Source organism: Ideonella sp. A 288 (genome assembly GCF_002198735.1).
Lineage (GTDB): Bacteria > Pseudomonadota > Gammaproteobacteria > Burkholderiales > Burkholderiaceae_C > Pseudaquabacterium.
On the sequence record NZ_MWLO01000162.1, the window covers coordinates 17,145 to 33,184 of the forward strand.

The 16,040-nt window shown below is 70.4% G+C and carries 17 protein-coding genes; 8 read left to right on the forward strand and 9 right to left on the reverse strand.

The window, feature by feature from the left end:
* Positions 1-17: 17 nt before the first annotated feature.
* The 4 genes from EOINJALH_RS30100 to EOINJALH_RS30115 all read right to left on the reverse strand — a co-directional run bounded on the left by EOINJALH_RS30100 (position 18) and on the right by EOINJALH_RS30115 (position 4,802).
* Positions 18-995, reverse strand: a complete 978-nt coding sequence (locus tag EOINJALH_RS30100) for an NF038132 family protein (protein WP_088287248.1) — start codon at positions 993-995, stop codon at positions 18-20.
* A gap of 173 nt (positions 996-1,168) precedes the next feature.
* Positions 1,169-1,783 (reverse strand): cytochrome b, encoded by a 615-nt coding sequence (locus EOINJALH_RS30105; protein ID WP_088287336.1) that lies wholly within the window; start codon positions 1,781-1,783, stop codon positions 1,169-1,171.
* Positions 1,784-2,038: 255 nt separating this feature from the next.
* Positions 2,039-2,995: a CysB family HTH-type transcriptional regulator gene (locus EOINJALH_RS30110; protein WP_088287250.1), complete on the reverse strand. Its 957-nt coding sequence runs from the start codon at positions 2,993-2,995 to the stop codon at positions 2,039-2,041.
* A gap of 154 nt (positions 2,996-3,149) precedes the next feature.
* The gene (locus EOINJALH_RS30115; protein ID WP_234414109.1) at positions 3,150-4,802 is read right to left on the reverse strand and encodes a phospholipase D family protein; all 1,653 of its coding nucleotides are present in this window, start codon (positions 4,800-4,802) and stop codon (positions 3,150-3,152) included.
* Positions 4,803-4,943: 141 nt separating this feature from the next.
* Here EOINJALH_RS30115 and EOINJALH_RS30120 point away from each other — a divergent pair, with 141 nt between their 5' ends.
* From EOINJALH_RS30120 to EOINJALH_RS30135, 4 genes are all read left to right on the forward strand, one after another.
* Positions 4,944-5,240, forward strand: coding sequence for a DUF2282 domain-containing protein (locus tag EOINJALH_RS30120; RefSeq protein ID WP_088287252.1), 297 nt, complete (start codon positions 4,944-4,946; stop codon positions 5,238-5,240).
* Between the two features lie 17 nt (positions 5,241-5,257).
* Positions 5,258-6,160 carry a DUF692 domain-containing protein gene (locus tag EOINJALH_RS30125; RefSeq protein ID WP_234414110.1) on the forward strand — a complete coding sequence of 301 codons (903 nt, stop codon included), beginning with the start codon at positions 5,258-5,260 and terminating at the stop codon, positions 6,158-6,160.
* Positions 6,157-7,104 carry a DNA-binding domain-containing protein gene (locus EOINJALH_RS30130; RefSeq protein ID WP_088287256.1) on the forward strand — a complete coding sequence of 316 codons (948 nt, stop codon included), beginning with the start codon at positions 6,157-6,159 and terminating at the stop codon, positions 7,102-7,104. Before EOINJALH_RS30125 ends, EOINJALH_RS30130 begins: the two co-directional genes overlap by 4 nt.
* 67 nt (positions 7,105-7,171) lie before the next feature.
* Positions 7,172-7,885 carry an alpha/beta fold hydrolase gene (locus tag EOINJALH_RS30135; RefSeq protein ID WP_088287258.1) on the forward strand — a complete coding sequence of 238 codons (714 nt, stop codon included), beginning with the start codon at positions 7,172-7,174 and terminating at the stop codon, positions 7,883-7,885.
* A gap of 9 nt (positions 7,886-7,894) precedes the next feature.
* Here the strand turns inward: EOINJALH_RS30135 and mnmA are convergent, their stop codons facing one another.
* From mnmA to EOINJALH_RS30150, 3 genes are all read right to left on the reverse strand, one after another.
* Positions 7,895-8,998: a tRNA 2-thiouridine(34) synthase MnmA gene (gene mnmA, locus EOINJALH_RS30140; protein WP_088287260.1), complete on the reverse strand. Its 1,104-nt coding sequence runs from the start codon at positions 8,996-8,998 to the stop codon at positions 7,895-7,897.
* Positions 8,999-9,085: 87 nt separating this feature from the next.
* A complete protein-coding gene (locus EOINJALH_RS30145) occupies positions 9,086-9,325 on the reverse strand; it encodes a CDGSH iron-sulfur domain-containing protein (protein ID WP_088287262.1) in 240 nt (79 codons plus the stop codon).
* Positions 9,326-9,395: 70 nt separating this feature from the next.
* Positions 9,396-9,902 carry an NUDIX hydrolase gene (locus EOINJALH_RS30150; RefSeq protein WP_088287264.1) on the reverse strand — a complete coding sequence of 169 codons (507 nt, stop codon included), beginning with the start codon at positions 9,900-9,902 and terminating at the stop codon, positions 9,396-9,398.
* A 117-nt stretch (positions 9,903-10,019) separates the two neighbouring features.
* On the opposite strand from EOINJALH_RS30150, the gene EOINJALH_RS30155 reads away from it, so the two are divergent.
* The 4 genes from EOINJALH_RS30155 (at position 10,020) to EOINJALH_RS30170 (ending at position 13,662) form a co-directional block, all read left to right on the forward strand.
* Positions 10,020-11,135 carry a Re/Si-specific NAD(P)(+) transhydrogenase subunit alpha gene (locus EOINJALH_RS30155; RefSeq protein WP_088287266.1) on the forward strand — a complete coding sequence of 372 codons (1,116 nt, stop codon included), beginning with the start codon at positions 10,020-10,022 and terminating at the stop codon, positions 11,133-11,135.
* A 5-nt stretch (positions 11,136-11,140) separates the two neighbouring features.
* Positions 11,141-11,461 carry an NAD(P) transhydrogenase subunit alpha gene (locus EOINJALH_RS30160; RefSeq protein WP_088287268.1) on the forward strand — a complete coding sequence of 107 codons (321 nt, stop codon included), beginning with the start codon at positions 11,141-11,143 and terminating at the stop codon, positions 11,459-11,461.
* Entirely contained in the window at positions 11,458-12,894 is a 1,437-nt protein-coding gene (locus EOINJALH_RS30165; RefSeq protein WP_088287270.1) for an NAD(P)(+) transhydrogenase (Re/Si-specific) subunit beta, read from the forward strand. The genes EOINJALH_RS30160 and EOINJALH_RS30165 overlap by 4 nt, the downstream gene beginning before the upstream one ends.
* Before the next feature lie 231 nt (positions 12,895-13,125).
* On the forward strand, positions 13,126-13,662 hold the full coding sequence (locus tag EOINJALH_RS30170) for a hypothetical protein (RefSeq protein ID WP_088287272.1): 537 nt from the start codon (positions 13,126-13,128) through the stop codon (positions 13,660-13,662).
* Positions 13,663-13,746: 84 nt separating this feature from the next.
* Here the strand turns inward: EOINJALH_RS30170 and EOINJALH_RS30175 are convergent, their stop codons facing one another.
* The gene (locus EOINJALH_RS30175) at positions 13,747-14,514 is read right to left on the reverse strand and encodes a hypothetical protein (RefSeq protein ID WP_088287274.1); all 768 of its coding nucleotides are present in this window, start codon (positions 14,512-14,514) and stop codon (positions 13,747-13,749) included.
* A 33-nt stretch (positions 14,515-14,547) separates the two neighbouring features.
* Positions 14,548-15,966: a tRNA uridine-5-carboxymethylaminomethyl(34) synthesis GTPase MnmE gene (mnmE, locus tag EOINJALH_RS30180; RefSeq protein WP_088287276.1), complete on the reverse strand. Its 1,419-nt coding sequence runs from the start codon at positions 15,964-15,966 to the stop codon at positions 14,548-14,550.
* Positions 15,967-16,040 lie beyond the last annotated feature (74 nt).

Genomic DNA, 16,040 nt, shown 5'->3' on the forward strand with positions numbered 1-16,040 from the left:
CCGGCCTGGGGGCGCCGTCAGGCGGCGCTTGCGCCTCGCCGGCGCGCCAGGAAGCCGATCACGCCCAGGCCCACCAGCAGCATCGCCCAGCCTTCCGGCTCGGGCACCGGCGCCGCCGCATCGAACACCTGGGTGGGGTTGACGAAACTGGCCTGCGACAGGCCCGAGAAGTCGAAAGCCACCGCCGACTGCAGCGCGGTGTCGCCCCAGTTGACCACGCCGATCTGCAGGTAGTAGCTGCCGGAGGCGAAATCCTTGTCGCTGGCCAGGAACGACGACTCGACCCAGCCGGTGTAGCCGCAGCTGGTGCCCTCGTCCCAGCACTGGCCTGCCGACGGGCCCAGCGGCGCCCACTGGGTGTTGCCGTTGATGCCCGGCACGATGGGCAGCGTCACCGCCAGTTGCCGGTCGGGATCCTTGGAATCGAGGTTGCCGAACCCGACCTGATCACTCAGCACATGGCCCTGGATGTAGTCGCTGGTGCCGTCGCCGTCAGGCGCGTTGCCGCTGCGCGCGGTGAACAGCCAGGCGGCCGTCTTGTGCGTGCCGGCGTTGACCAGGCGGGCCCAGGCGTAGTCCTCGTAATCGCGCCCATCGGTGGACACGTAGTTGAAGTGCAGCACCAGCCGGTCGTTCTGGTTGACCGTGAAGGCGCTGGACTGCGCCATCGACCCGTTGGTCTGGTTGTAGCTGCCGAAGTCGTTGACCGTGGGCACCAGGTTCAACGGCGACGGGTTCACATAGGGCTGGTCGAAGTCGATGACCTCGTGGAACGTGGACACGAACCCGACCATCGGGCTGCCCGTGCCGGCATGGCCGAGCAGGGCGTCGGTGCCGGTGGCGTTGTAGGTGCCACTGATCAGGCCGGTGTTGCCGGTGCCCGTCCAGGTGACCCCGGCCAGCGAGACATCCGCCGCCTGCGCCAGCGGCGCCGACAGGGCGGACAGGGCAACCAGGGTGCCGAGCATCAGGCGGTGGGGGGGGCGGTACGACATGGGCGGTCCTTCGGGGCGGTGACATCGTGCCCCGCGTCATCTGCCACGCCGAGGCCGCCAGGCCCTGCTGCGTCGGTCACGCGGGCGGGCGGTGGCGGCCATCAGAGCAGGCAGATCCGCGCCTGATACGTCCGGGGCGGTCGACACCCCCCGATTTCAGGGGGCAGGTGTGCCTATCCGACGCGGGGGGATCCGGCCGCCTCCATGGGATTGCGTCGAGCGCCACGCGAGCGGCCCGTCAGCCAACCCGCGGGCGACATCCGTTGCAGCGTCGCATCTCGCAGGATGTAGTGGTGGAACAGTGCGGCGGCGGCATGGCCGCCGATCAGCCAGTAGCCGGCCGTGCCGACGAACTCATGGACCTGCTTGATCTGGTCGGCGAGCTCCTTGTTCTTGGCCAGCAGCGCGGGCAGCTCCAGGCCGAAGAACGGGATGGGCTTGCCGGCCGCGCTGAGCAGCAGCCAGCCGGCCAGGGGCATGCCGATCATGAGGGCATACAGCGCCAGATGGCCCAGCTTGGCGGCGACGCCCTGCCAGGGCGCGATGGAGGCCAGCGCCGCCGGCGCAGGATGCCTGATGCGCATCGCGATGCGCACCAGCACCAGCGCGAACATGAGCAGGCCGAGCGTGAAGTGCAGGTTCTTCATCGCGTCGCGCGCCGCCGTGCCCTTCTCGAACAGCACGCGCAACTCGATGCTCGCGTACACCCCCACGAACAAGGCCAGCATCAGCCAGTGCAGCGACACAGTGGCCAGGTGGTAACGCTCGGTCGTTGGCTTCAGGCCCATCGGAATCTCCATTGCAGAACAAGGGCCGATTCTGAAAAGCACGTCTTAACTGAGCCTTAAGGTCAGTTGCTAACGCTGTAAAAGAGTGTTCGCCGCTCTGCACGCCCAGGCCCGCCAGCCTACCGCGGCAATGCACCACCCGGCGGCAACGCCGACGGCCCCTTCGACTTCATCGGGACAGCGAACCCGACGCCGCCTGAGCAGACACTGCGCCTGCCACGACGAAGCAGCATCCAAACACAGCGTCCACCCGCGTCACTCGTGCAGCGGCTCGCCCGGCACGCCCTGCAGCGCCTGCTGCACCACCGCGCGGGTCAACGGCGCGGCAAAGGTGGCGATGAACTCGTAGACATAGTCGCGCAGCCAGCTGCCGCGCTTGATGCCCAGGCGGGTCATGTTGGCGGCGAACAGGTGCCGGCCATCGATCGCGCGGAGGTGGCGGTCGCGCTCCTCGTCAAAGGCGATCGCCGCGACGATGCCCACGCCCATGCCCAGTTCGACATAGGTCTTGATGACGTCGGCGTCCATCGCCACCAGCACGATCTCGGGCGCCAGGCCCACCTTCGCAAAGGCCTCGTCGATGTGGGCGCGGCCGGTGTAGCCGCTCTCGTAGGTGATGAGCGGGAAGGTCGCCAGCCGCTGCAGGGTCAAGGCCTGGCCGGCGGCCGCCTCCTCGGCCAGCGGGTGGCCCGGCGGCACCACCACGGTGTGCGTCCAGCGGTAGCAGGGCAGCGCCAGCAGCGCGTCGTACTGCGCCAGCGCCTCGGTGGCGATGCCGATGTCGGCCTCGCCGTCCAGCAGCATGCGGGCCACCTGCTGCGGCGTGCCCTGGTGTAGGTGCAGTTGCACCTGCGGGTGGCGCTCGCGGAAATCGCGCACCGCGCCCGGCAGCGCGTAGCGGGCCTGCGAATGGGTGGCGGCGATGGTCAGCGTGCCCTGGCCGGCCTGGGCGAAATCGGCCCCGGCGCGCTGCAGGTTGCCGGCCTCCTGCAGCAGGCGCTCGACGATCGGCAGCACCGTCTCGCCCGGCGGGGTGAGGCCGGTGAGGCGCTTGCCCACGCGCACGAAGATGTCGATGCCCAGCTCGTCTTCCAGCTCGCGGATCTGGCGGCTGACACCCGGCTGCGAGGTGTGCAGCACCGCGGCCACCTCGGTGAGGTTGAAGCCCTGGCGGACGGTTTCGCGCACGGAGCGCAGTTGCTGGAAGTTCACGGGAAGCCGGCCGCTTATGCGAAAAGCGAATTTTGATGGCGACCCTGGTGGCATGGAACGACTATTTGGTGCTGAGCTTCCTCGGTCCGTGCATAAGGGGCCGGCGGGCGGGGCCGGGCCTCCCCGGCGAGTCGCGCGCCGGGACGGCAGCGTGTCAGAGCAGCGATTCGGGCACGAAGGGCCTGAGCAGCCACACCTTCACGCGTTGCCAGAGCGAGGAATCGGGCTCCTCGGTGAGCACCACCTCCTTCTCATCGTCCATGCCCAGCCATTCGCAGCTGCTTCCATCGGCCGACAGCCGCACGCGGTAGGCGCTTTGCAGCCGGTCGATGTCGATGATGCGGATCATCTCGCGCGCCAGGGGCGGGCTGTCGATCACGGCGCCCAGTTCGGTGTTGATGGTGGCCGAGCGCGGGTCGAGGTTCATCGACCCGACGAACAGGGTCTTGCGGTCGACCACCGCCAGCTTGGCGTGCAGGCGGCCGAGCGAGGCACCGAACAGGCTCGTGCGCAGGTTGCGCTTGACGCGCGACGCGCTGATCTCGTACAGGTCGATGCCGAGCTCGAGCATCGGTTCACGGTAGGCCTTGTAGCCGATGTGGACGATGGGCTCGTCGGTCGAGCCGAGCGAGTTGGTCATCATCACCGTGCGCACCTTGCGCGCGCGCAGCTCGCGCAGCAGGCCCATGCCGTCCTTGCCCGGCACCAGGTAGGGCGAGGAGACGACGAGTTCGGTCTGCGCCTTGCGCAGCGCCTCGAACACGTTGTAGGTGACGCTGGTTTCCTGCAGCTCGCCGCCAGCCTCGCCATCGAAGGGCTTGTCGGGATGGTCGGCGAACACATAGGCGTTGCCCCAGATCAGGCCCAGCCGGCCGGCGTCCAGGTCTTCGGAGATGGGGCCATAGCCCAGGATGTCGGACGGCGGCAGCGGGCCAGGCGGCGGCGTCGCCTGCGGACCCGTCCACGCGTCGAACTGGCGCCTCAGCGCGTCGGCGTCGAGCGCGCTGCGCGTGATGGCCTGCAGCGGGTAGACGGCGTCGGCGTTCCAGTAGCGGTCGAACAGCGCCTGCAGCGGCTCGATGATGAAGCCCACCGTGAAGGCGTCCACATCGATGAAATTCTCCGACGCACTGCGCAGGAAGTACTCGTTGGCCACGTTGCGCCCGCCGATCACCGCCATCGCGCCATCGGCGATGAACAGCTTGTTGTGCATGCGGTGGTTCAGGCGCTTCCATTCGCCCGGGTCGGCCAGGAAGCGCGTGGCCTGGCCATGGGCGCGGGCGCGCATGAAGGGGTTGAACAGCCGCACCTCGACGTTTTCGTGGGCGGCAAAGGCCAGGAACAGCTCGTCCTCGCCGCCGGTGTAGAAATCGTCGATGAGCAGCCGCACGCGCACCCCGCGCTGGGCGGCGTCGCGCAGCGCGCGCAGCAGCCAGCGGCCGGTCTCGTCGTTCTCGAGGTGGTAGTACTGCACGTCGAGCGTGGCCTCGGCGCGCTGCGCCAGCTGCACCCGCGTGTCGAGCGCGAACTTGCCCAGCGGCATCAGGCGGAAGCCCGACTGGTCGGGGGCCGGGCGGTAGCTGCCGGCGATGCGGCCGAGCGTGGTCTTCGGGGAGATGAGCACGGCCTCGCTGGCGATGGCCTGGCGGTCGACCTGCGGCAAGGTGCTGCAGCCGCCGAGCGCGGCCAGGAGCACGATCAGGAGCAGCCCCCACGACATCCCGCGCACGAATGGCACGTCGGCCGCGCCGAACGGTGCCGACGCCTGCCCGGCCGACCGGGCACGACGCATTGCGGGTTCCTGCATGCTGACTCCTGGGGCGTGACGCGGCGAACAACCCGAACCGCATGGGCCGCAGTGTAAGAAACCCTGCCCCCGCCGCGACCCGGCCTCGGGCCGGACACTGGCATCATCGTTCCCCATCCCCACACGACAGAGGTGCGCCCCATGAATCAACGCTCGATCGTTTCGTCGGCCCTGGCGTCGGTGCTCGCGCTCGGCCTGGCCAGCCCGGCCGCGGCGCAGGACAAGAAGGCCAAGGAAAAGTGCTACGGCATCGCCAAGGCGGGCCAGAACGACTGCGGCAACCGCGCCGGCACCCACACCTGCGCCGGTCAGTCGAAGGTCGACATGAGCCTGAACGACTGGAAGTACGTGCCCAAGGGCACCTGCAAGGCCCTCAAGGGCAAGACGGCCGAAGAGCTCGACGCGCCGGCCGAGCCCAAGAAGGACGCCAAGTCCTGAGCCGACCCAGCGCCTCGGTGGCATCGGACGCGGCCGCGGCGGCCTCCGTGGGCGCCGCGCAGCCGGCGGCGCCTGTGGGCATCGGCCTGCGCCAGCCGCATTGCGCCGAGTTCGTCGCGCGCCGCCCGCCGCTGGGCTTCGTCGAGGTGCACTCCGAGAACTACTTTGCCGACGGCGGTGCTGCGCTGGCCGTGCTGCACGAGGTGCGAGAGCAGGTGCCGGTGAGCCTGCATGGCGTGGGGCTGGCGCTGGGGTCGGCCGTTGGCCTGGACGAGTGGCACCTGGCGCGGCTGGCGCGGCTGGTGGACCGCATCGAGCCGGTGCGCGTCAGCGACCATGCCTCGTTCGCGCGCGCGCCGCGCCGCGCCAACGGCCCGGTGCATCACGCCAGCGACCTGTTGCCGATCGCCACCACGCCGGCAGCGCTGCAACTGATGGTGGACAACGTGCAGCGCGTGCAGGAGCGGCTGCGCCGGCCGCTGCTGGTGGAACACCTGTCGGCCTACCTGGCCTGGGCCGACGAGGGCCTGGCCGAACCCGAGTTCTTCAACCGACTGGCCCGCCGCAGCGGCTGCGGCCTGCTCCTCGACGTCAACAACCTGGTGGTGAATGCCCTGAACGACGGTGTCGACGCGGTGGCCGCGGCCTGCGCCTGGATCGATGCCCTCGATCCGGCCATCGTCGGCGAGATCCACCTGGCCGGCTACAAGGATTGCGGCGACATCGTCATCGACGACCATGGCAGCCGCGTGCGCGGCCCGGTGTGGCAGGTGTACGAGCATGCGCTGCGGCATGTCGGCGCCGTGCCCACGCTGGTCGAGTGGGACACCGACCTGCCCGCGCTCGACGTGCTGCTCGACGAGGCAGGGCAGGCCGGGCTCAGGCTGCAGGCGGCCGCTGCTGCGCGGGTGACGCGATGACCGATGCGGCAGCCGACCCTGGCGCGTCCGCGGCCGAGTGCGATGGCGGAAGACATGAGCCGGCCCGGCCGCCCGAAGGGCCGATGCCGGCCTGCTCGGCACGAAGCGCCTCCCGCGAGCGCGAGGCGCTGCGCCAGCAGACCCTGCTGCGCGCGCTGTGGCGCGACGAGGCCCCGGCCGAACTGGCGCACTGGCTGCGCGGAGACACCACACGGCAGCAGCGCGGCCTGCTGGCCTACCAGTCCAACGCAGCGGCCACCGCCGAGCGCGCCCTGTCGGCCGCCCATCCGGTGGTGCAGCAGTTGCTGGGCGACGAGGCGTTCGCCGCGCTGGCGCGCCATTGCTGGCAGCAGCATGCGCCCACGCGCGGCGACCTGGCGCACTGGGGCCAGGCGCTGTCCGCCGTCGTCGTCGACCGCGCCGAGCTGGCCGCCGAACCGTACCTCGCCGACATCGCCCGCCTCGAATGGGCCCTGCACCTGGCGCAGCACGCGGCGGACGCGCCGCACGGACAGGACGGGCAGGGCGGCCCCCTCGGCCCGCCCGGGCTCGAACGCCTGGGCACCCACGACCCGGCCCGACTTCGCCTGTGCCTGCGGCCAGGCACGGCCATCGTCGACTCGGAGCACCCGATCGTCACGATCTGGCAGGCGCACCAGCCCGGAGATGGCGATGTCGATGGCGACGGTGGCGATCGGTTCGCGGCGGCGCGCGCGGCCCTGGCCGCGGGGCGGGCCGAATCGGCCCTGGTGTTCCGCGACGGCTGGCGGCCCACCGCGTGCGTGGTGGGCCGGCCGGCGGCGGACTTCACGCGCTCGCTGCTGCAGGGTGCCACGCTCGGCGCGGCGCTGGACAGCGCGGGCACCGGCTTCTCGTTCGAAGCCTGGCTGCGACAGGCGCTGACGCAGGCCTGGCTGGTCGGCGTCGACCTCGCCGACGGATGACCGTCGTGCGCCGGCCCACCCATCCCGTCGGCGGGCCGACATCACCGCCGATGTCACACTGCCCCGCATGACGACCCTGGTGCTCCTGCCCGGCCTGGCCAGCGACGCTGCGCTGTGGCGCGACCAGCAGCCGGTGCTGGCCGCCGGCAGCCGCCTGCTGCGGGTGGCCGATGTGCACGCCCGACATGCCACGTTGGCCGACATGGCGGCCGCCCTGCTGGCCGAGGTGCCGGGGCCGCTGGCGCTGGCGGGCACCTCGATGGGCGGCATCGTGGCGCTGGAGGTCTGGCGGCAGGCGCCGCATCGGGTGGCCGGGCTGGCCCTGCTGGGCACCTCGGCCCGCGCCGACACGCCCGAGCTGATCGCGCTGCGCACCCAGGCCTGCACGCTGTTCGCGGCGGGCCGCATGGACGAGGTGCTACGCGCCAACCTGGTCTTCGCCTTCCACCCCGACAGCCTGCGCGGCACCTCGCTGGCCGCCGACTACCTGGCGATGGTCGGCCGGGCCGGGCCCGAGCAGTTGATCCGGCAAAACCGGGCGGTGATGGCCCGGGCCGACCGGCGGCCGATGCTGGCCGGCATCGCCTGCCCCACGCTGGTGGTCTGCGGCGAGGCCGACCAGCTGACCCCGCCCGAGTGCTCGCGCGAGTTGGCCGAGGGCATCGCCGGCGCGCGGCTGCATGTGCTGCCGAAGTGTGGGCACATGCTCACATGGGAACAGCCCGAGGCCGTGACGAGCCTGTTGCTCGACTGGCTGGCCCGCCTGGCGGCGCCTCGGTGAGGCGCGGGATCAACCGGCCGACGCGATCACCCCGCCCCCCAGACAGACCTCGCCGTCGTAGAGAACGGCCGACTGACCCGGCGTCACCGCCCATTGCGGCTCATCGAAATCGAGCTCGAAGCGGCCATTGTCCAACGGCTGCAGGCGGCACGCCGCGTCGGCCTGGCGGTACCGTGTCTTGGCCGCGCAGACACCGGGTGCCGGCGGCTGGCCCGCCACCCAGGCCGCGTCGTCGAAGCGCAGCGCTCGCGACAGCAGCCAGGGGTGGTCGTGGCCCTGCACCACGCGCAGCGTGTTGGTGTCGAGTTCCTTGCGCGCCACGAACCACGGCGCATGCTCGCCGCCGCCGCGCGGGGCGCCGCGCTCCTTCACGCCGCCGATGCCCAGGCCCTGGCGCTGGCCCAGCGTGTAGAACGACAGGCCCACGTGCTGGCCGAGCAGGCGGCCGCGGTCGTCGCGGATCGGGCCGGGTGCGTGGCTCAGGTAGCGCGCCAGGAACTCGCGGAACGGGCGCTCGCCGATGAAGCAGATGCCGGTGGAGTCCTTCTTCTTGGCATTGGGCAGGCCGATCTCGGCGGCAAGGCGGCGCACCTCGGTCTTGCGCAGTTCGCCCACCGGGAACAGCGTGCGCGACAGCTGCGCCTGGTTCAGCCGGTGCAGGAAGTAGCTCTGGTCCTTGGCCTCGTCCAGGCCCTTGAGCAGCTCGAACGCCCCGTCGCGCTCGCGCACGCGGGCGTAGTGGCCGGTGGCGATCTTCGCGGCGCCCAGCCGCATCGCGTGGTCGAGGAAGGCCTTGAACTTGATCTCGGCGTTGCACAGCACGTCGGGGTTGGGCGTGCGGCCGGCCTGGTGCTCGCGCAGGAACTCGGCGAAGACGCGGTCCTTGTAGTCGGCCGCGAAGTTGACGTGCTCGATCTCGATGCCGATGACGTCGGCCACCGCCGCGGCGTCGACAAAGTCGACGTTCGACGAGCAGTATTCGCTGTCGTCGTCGTCTTCCCAGTTCTTCATGAAGAGGCCAATCACCTCGTGGCCCTGCTGCTGGAGCAGCCACGCGGTGACGGCCGAATCGACGCCGCCGGACAACCCGACGACGATGCGTTGCTTGGCCATGCCCCGATTGTCCGTGCGAACGCCTGCCCTGCCCGAACGTGGGCACCCTCGGGCCCGCCGCTGCGCGCGCGCAGCGCGGCGCTCAGGTCACAACGACTTGTGCGTGCCGTCGCACAGCGGCTGGTGGGTGCTGGCCTTGCAGCCGCAGAAGTACACGGTCTTCGATTCAGTGGCCGTGAACTTCATCGGCACGAACGGCCCGCCCTTGTGCGAGCCGTCGCAGAAGGGCTGGGTCTTGCTGTTGCCGCAGGCGCACCAGAAGTAGTCCTTGCCGGCCTCGACGGCGACAGGGTACGGGGCCTTCTGGGCGATGGTGGGTTGGGTCACGGGGTCTGCTCCTGGATTTGCGGCACGAGACGGCCGCGGTCATGACGCGATCATGCACCCGCGGGCCGGGTCAGGCCGCCCCACCCGGCACGAACACCGACGGATCCACCGTCACCAGCCCGAGCGGGTGGCGGCGACCCGCCAGGTGGTCTTCGATGCAGGCCAGCAGCAACGGGCTGCGGTGGCGGGCCTTCGACGCACGGATCTCGTCGGGCGTGAGCCACAGCGTGCGCACGATGGGCTCGTCGAGCGCGCGGCCGGGCTCGGGCTCACCCACCGTGCCGGCGTAGGCGAAGCGCAGGTAGGTGATGTCCTCCGCCGCATGTCCCGGGCGCGCCGGCCGGTGGAAGCGCGACTGGTACACGCCGAGCAGCGCCTGTGGCACAAAGTGACAGGCTGTCTCTTCGAGGCACTCGCGCACCGCGGCCTGCAGCGTGGATTCCCCAGGGTCGAGGTGGCCGGCGGGGTTGTTGAGCCTCAGTCCCTCCTGCGTTTGTTCCTCGACAAGCAGGAAGCGTCCATCGCGTTCGATGATCGCCGCCACGGTGACGCTCGGGGTCCAGCGCGTTGTGCTCATGTGCAGGCATGGTAATCAAGGCCGCATGGGCCGTGGAATCCAAGCGGTTTTTCAGCGAACTCGGGTAAGCTTCTTGCAGAGGCTGCCCCTTCGCAAGGCAGCGAGTGAGGAGACAGCATGTTGATCGGAGTACCGCTCGAGACGGTGGCGGGTGAAACCCGCGTGGCCGTCACACCCGAGACGGCCAAGAAGCTCAAGGCCCAGGGCCACACGGTGCGGGTTCAGTCCGGCGCCGGCGTGGCCGCCAGCGCCACCGACGAGGCCTATGCCGCCGCCGGTGCCGAGATCACCGACCGCGCAGGCGCCTTCGGCGCCGAGCTGGTGCTCAAGGTGCGCGCGCCCGATGCCGACGAGCTGAGCCTGATGAAACCCGGCACGGCCCTGGTCGGCATGCTCAACCCGTTCGACAAGGACGGGCTGGCGCGCATCGCCGCGGCCGGCGTCACGAGCTTCGCGCTCGAGGCCGCGCCGCGCACCACGCGCGCGCAGAGCATGGACGTGCTGTCCAGCCAGGCCAACATCGGCGGCTACAAGGCCGTGATGATCGCGGCCGACAGGTACCAGCGCCTGTTCCCGATGATGATGACCGCCGCCGGCACCATCAAGGCCGCGCGCGTGGTGATCCTGGGCGTCGGCGTGGCCGGCCTGCAGGCCATCGCCACCGCCAAGCGGCTGGGCGCGGTGATCGAAGCGTCGGACGTGCGGCCCTCCGTGAAGGAACAGGTCGAATCGCTGGGCGCCAAGTTCATCGACGTGTCCTACGACACGCCGGAGGAAAAGGAAGCCGCCGTGGGCGTGGGCGGCTACGCCAAGCCCATGCCGCAGAGCTGGATGGACCGGCAGAAGGTCGAAGTGGCCAAGAAGGTGGCGGCCGCCGACATCGTGATCAGCACCGCGCTGATCCCCGGCCGCGCCGCCCCAGTGCTGGTGACCGAGGACATGGTCAAGAGCATGAAGCCCGGCTCGGTGATCGTCGACATGGCCGCACCGGCCGGCGGCAACTGCCCGCTGACCGAAGCAGGCCGCACGGTCGTCAAGCACGGCGTCACGATCGTCGGCGAGACCAACCTGCCGGCGCTGGTGGCCGCGGATTCGAGCAGCCTGTACGCGCGCAACGTGCTCGACTTCCTGAAGCTGGTGCTGCCCAAGGACGGCGCCTTCAATGTGCCGATGGACGACGACATCGTCGCCGCCTGCCTGATGACGCAGTCTGGCGAAGTGAAGAGGAAGTGAACGCCATGGACATCCTGAGCCCCACCATCACCAACCTGATCATCTTCGTGCTGGCCATCTACGTGGGCTACCACGTGGTCTGGACCGTCACCCCCGCGCTGCACACCCCGCTGATGGCGGTGACCAACGCCATCTCGGCCATCGTCATCGTCGGCGCCATGCTGGCCGCGGCCCTCACCGAAACCACGCTGGGCAAGAGCATGGGCGTGCTGGCCGTGGCGCTGGCCGCGGTGAACGTCTTTGGCGGCTTCCTCGTCACGAGGCGCATGCTGGAGATGTTCAAGAAGAAAGAGAAGAAGACCACCGCCGCGGAGGCCAAGCCATGAGCATGAACCTCGTCACGCTGCTTTACCTGGTGGCCAGCGTCTGCTTCATCCAGGCGCTCAAGGGCCTGAGCCACCCCACCACGTCGATCCGCGGCAATCTGTTCGGCATGGTCGGCATGACCATCGCCGCGCTCACCACCGCGGCGCTGATCGTCAAGCTGGCGGCCACCGCAGGCCAGTCGGGCGTCATCGGGCTGGGCTGGGTGCTGCTGGGCCTGCTGGCCGGCGGTGCCTACGGCGCCTACCGCGCCAAGACGGTCGAGATGACCAAGATGCCCGAGCTGGTGGCCTTCTTCCACAGCATGATCGGCCTGGCGGCGGTGTTCATCGCCGTGGCCGCGGTGGCCGAGCCGCACGCCTTCGGCATCGTCACCAAGGGCCAGCCCATCCCCACAGGCAACCGCTTCGAGCTGTTCCTGGGCGCGGCCATCGGCGCGATCACCTTCTCGGGCTCGGTCATCGCCTTCGGCAAGCTCAGCGGCACCTACAAGTTCCGCCTGTTCCAGGGCGCGCCGGTCACCTTCGCCGGGCAGCACAAGCTCAACCTGGTGCTGGGCATCGCCACCATGGCGCTGGGCCTGTACTTCGCCTTCACCGAAAGCTGGCCGGCCTTCTTCGCGATGCTGGCCCTGAGCTTCGTGGTGGGCGTCACCATCATCATCCCGATCGGCGGCGCCGACATGCCGGTGGTGGTGAGCATGCTCAACAGCTACTCGGGCTGGGCGGCGGCGGGCATCGGCTTCAGCCTGAACAACAGCATGCTAATCATCGCCGGCAGCCTGGTGGGCAGCTCGGGCGCGATCCTCAGCTACATCATGTGCAAGGCGATGAACCGCTCGTTCTTCAACGTCATCCTGGGCGGCTTCGGCGGCGAGGCGGGCGGGCCGGCACAGGGCGCGCAGCAGCAGCGCAGCGTCAAGAGCGGCAGCGCCGACGACGCGGCCTTCATCATGGGCAACGCCGAGACCGTGATCATCGTGCCCGGCTACGGCCTGGCCGTGGCGCGCGCGCAGCACGCGGTGAAGGAACTGGCCGCCAAGCTCACCGCCAAGGGCGTCACCGTCAAGTACGCCATCCACCCGGTGGCCGGCCGCATGCCAGGCCACATGAACGTGCTGCTGGCCGAGGCCGAGGTGCCCTACGACCAGGTGTTCGAGATGGAAGACATCAACGGCGAGTTCGGCCAGGCCGACGTGGCCATCATCCTGGGCGCCAACGACGTGGTGAACCCGGCCGCGCTGCAGAAGGGCAGCGTGATCTACGGCATGCCCATCCTCGAGGCCTACAAGGCCAAGACCGTGATCGTCAACAAGCGCTCGATGGCCGCCGGCTACGCCGGCCTGGACAACGAGCTGTTCTACATGGACAAGACGATGATGGTCTTCGGCGACGCCAAGAAGGTGGTCGAGGACATGGTCAAGGCCATCGAGTGAGCTTCGGCGCGGCGGGTCGGTGACGACCTCGCCGCCCGCCGGTTCGCACAGGGGCGCCGCGAGGCGCCCTTCTTCTTGGGGCATCGGCACCACAGTGCCGCCCGCTCGGCGACAACCAGACCGCCTTCGGTGACCGCAGTCACCGAGCCCCGGCGCCTCGGTCGATAGATTGCAGGGCATGGCGACGGGCCTCCGCCGCCCCCCACGATCCCTCACCCGAAGCACCCCCCAATGAAGAAGACTGCACTCACCCTCGTCCTGCTCACCACGGCCACGCTGGCCAGCGCCCAGTCGTGGCGCTTCCTGCCGCTGTTCACCGACCCGGGCTACAAGGCCCAGCCCACCCTGGCGCTGACGGTCGATTCGGTGAACCCGGACGGCGCCCGCGACGCCACCGGCTACGGCCTGGAGTTCAACTTCAACTGCGGGCTGATCCAGTCGCCCGACAACCGCATCCGCACCTACAGCAAGCTGCACCGCTCCAGCGAGGACGGCCTGAAGGCCACCACCTTCGAACTGTCGCCGCGCTACATGCTGCCGCTGGGCGGCGGCCTGTCGGCCGGCGCCGGCCCCAGCCTCACCGCGGTGCGCGTCAGCGCCCCCGGCGTGTCGAAGACGCTGTACGGTGCCGGCCTGGCCGCCGGTGTCGACTGGCGCTCGGGCGCCTACTACGTGGGCGCCGACGTGCGCTGGCACGACGTTCGCCAGAAGAACGGCATCGAGTACGACAACACCGCCGTCGGCCTGAAGGTCGGCATGAACTTCTGAGGCCTCGGCCTGGAAGTCACCCGACCGTTGAGGTCGGCAGCAAGGGGGCTTCGGCCCCCTTTGCCGATGACCAACCGGGGGTTCTCACGACGACCGGCTGAAGGCAAACCAAGCGGCCGCCAGCAGGCCGGCCGCCACCAGCCAGCCGATGGCAAACGAGAACGGTCGATCCTGCCAGGTGGACTCCGGGTCGAAGAACAGCGCACGCTCCTTCAAGGACAGCAGCAGGCCCACCGCCAGCAACCCCAGCAACAGCGCAAGGGCCACGCCGATGATCCACATCGCAACGCCCAGGTTCAGCGTCAGCAGACTGATCATCAGGCCCACACCCGCCAGCGACCAGATGCCCGCCATTGCCGACGCGTTCCACTCGCCGTCCACGCCGCTGTGGCGCACGCCGCCCTGCGCCTTGGGTCGCCGCGGCCAGCCGATCCCATCGTCCTGCGGCGTGTCGGCGGTCGACGGGCGCATCACGAGGATGGCGATGCACAGCACGCCGAACGCCAGCGAGATCGCCCACCGTGCGCCGCTGAGCCCGAGCCCCTGGACCAGTCCGTTGACGATGTCGGGCCGCGACGATCGAAGCTGGAGTTGCAGCGGGCTCGGATCGATGAACCAGACCACCACGGCACACAGACCGAACGGGACGGCCATGGCCATCCGGGCCCAGGTCAGCGGCACCTTCGGGGCCGCCTGCCGCGTCGCCAGGGACTCCCTGGCGGCGAGGGTGGCGTCCACCTTGGCATAGACGGCGCCGCAGGCCGGGCAAGCCGCGTCGTCCGGCACCCGCGGGCCCGGCCCCTGGTGCTCGTGCCCGCATTTCCTGCAGGTGGCGGTGTACTCCAGCTTCATGCGACGGCGGATGAGGGCACGGGGTCCTCGGCCTCACTTGCCAATGCAGAACCGCCCGAAGATCTCGCCCAGCAAATCATCGCTGGTGAAGGCGCCGGTGATCTCGGCCAGTGCGTCGTGGGCCAGGCGCAGTTCCTCGGCGAAGAGGTCGAGCGCGGCGTCCTGCTGGTCGGCGTGGTCGGCCGCGGCCTGCAGGTGCGCCTGGCAGCGCTGCAGCGCCTGCACGTGGCGCTTGCGCGCGGTGTACACGCCCTCGGGGTTGGCGTGCCAGCCGGCGCGCTGCAGCAGCGCGGCGCGCAGCGCGTCCAGCCCGGCGCCGGTGCGGGCCGAAATGGCCAGGCCATCGCCGGGCGCCGTGCCCGCCGCATCGGCCTTGTTGTGCACGTGGATCAGCCGTGCGCCGTCGGCCGCGGGGGCCAGGCGATCGGCGATCTCGTCCTCGGCGGCCTCGTAGCCGGGCTCGCCGCGGCGGGTGAGGTCGTGCAGGAAGATCACCGCGTCGGCCTCGCCGATGGCCTGCCAGCTGCGCGCGATGCCGATGCGCTCGACCTCGTCGACCTCGCCGCTGCGCAGGCCGGCCGTGTCGACGATGTGCAGCGGCACGCCCTCGATCTGGATCGTCTCGCTGACCTTGTCGCGCGTGGTGCCCGGGATCGGCGTCACGATGGCCAGCTCGGCGCCGGCCAGCGCGTTCAGCAGCGAGCTCTTGCCCACGTTGGGCTGCCCGGCCAGCACCACCTGCAGGCCTTCGCGCAGCAGCGCGCCCTGGTGGGCCCGGTCGAGCACGTTGGCAAGGCCGCTCAGGATGGCCGTCAGCTGGCCGCGCGCGTCGGCCTTCTGCAGGAAGTCGATCTCTTCTTCCGGGAAGTCGAGCGTGGCCTCGACCAGCAGGCGCAGGTTGACGATGCGCTGGCGCAGCAGGTCGATCTCGCGCGAGAACTCGCCCGACAGCGAGCGGCCGGCCGAGCGCGCCGCGGCCTCGGTGCTGGCCTCGATGAGGTCGGCCACGGCCTCGGCCTGGGCCAGGTCGATCTTGTCGTTGAGGAAGGCCCGCTCGGTGAACTCGCCCGGCTCGGCCAGGCGCAGGCCGGGCAGGCGCGGACGGCCGGTGGCGGGGTCGGCTTCGGCGGCGGCCTGCAGGCAGCGCGCCAGCAGCAATTGCAGCACCACCGGGCCGCCGTGGGCCTGCAGTTCGATCACGTCCTCGCCGGTGTAGCTGTGTGGCGCGGGGAAGTACAGGCCCAGGCCCTGGTCGATGGCGCGGCCGCCGGCGTCGAGGAAGGGCGTGTAGGTGGCGTGGCGCGGCGCCAGCGCTCGGCCGCACAGGGCCGCGGCCAGCGGGCCGAGGCCCTGGCCAGACACGCGCACGATGCCGACCGCCCCGCGCCCGGGGGCCGTGGCGATGGCAGCGATGGGGTCGTGGTGGCGCGCGAGGGCGGACGGTGGGGGCACCGGCGGATTGTGTCCTGCCGGTGCCTGCCGCGCGTATGGCGCGGGGTGGAGCGCCAGGCTCCTCGCGTGAGGAG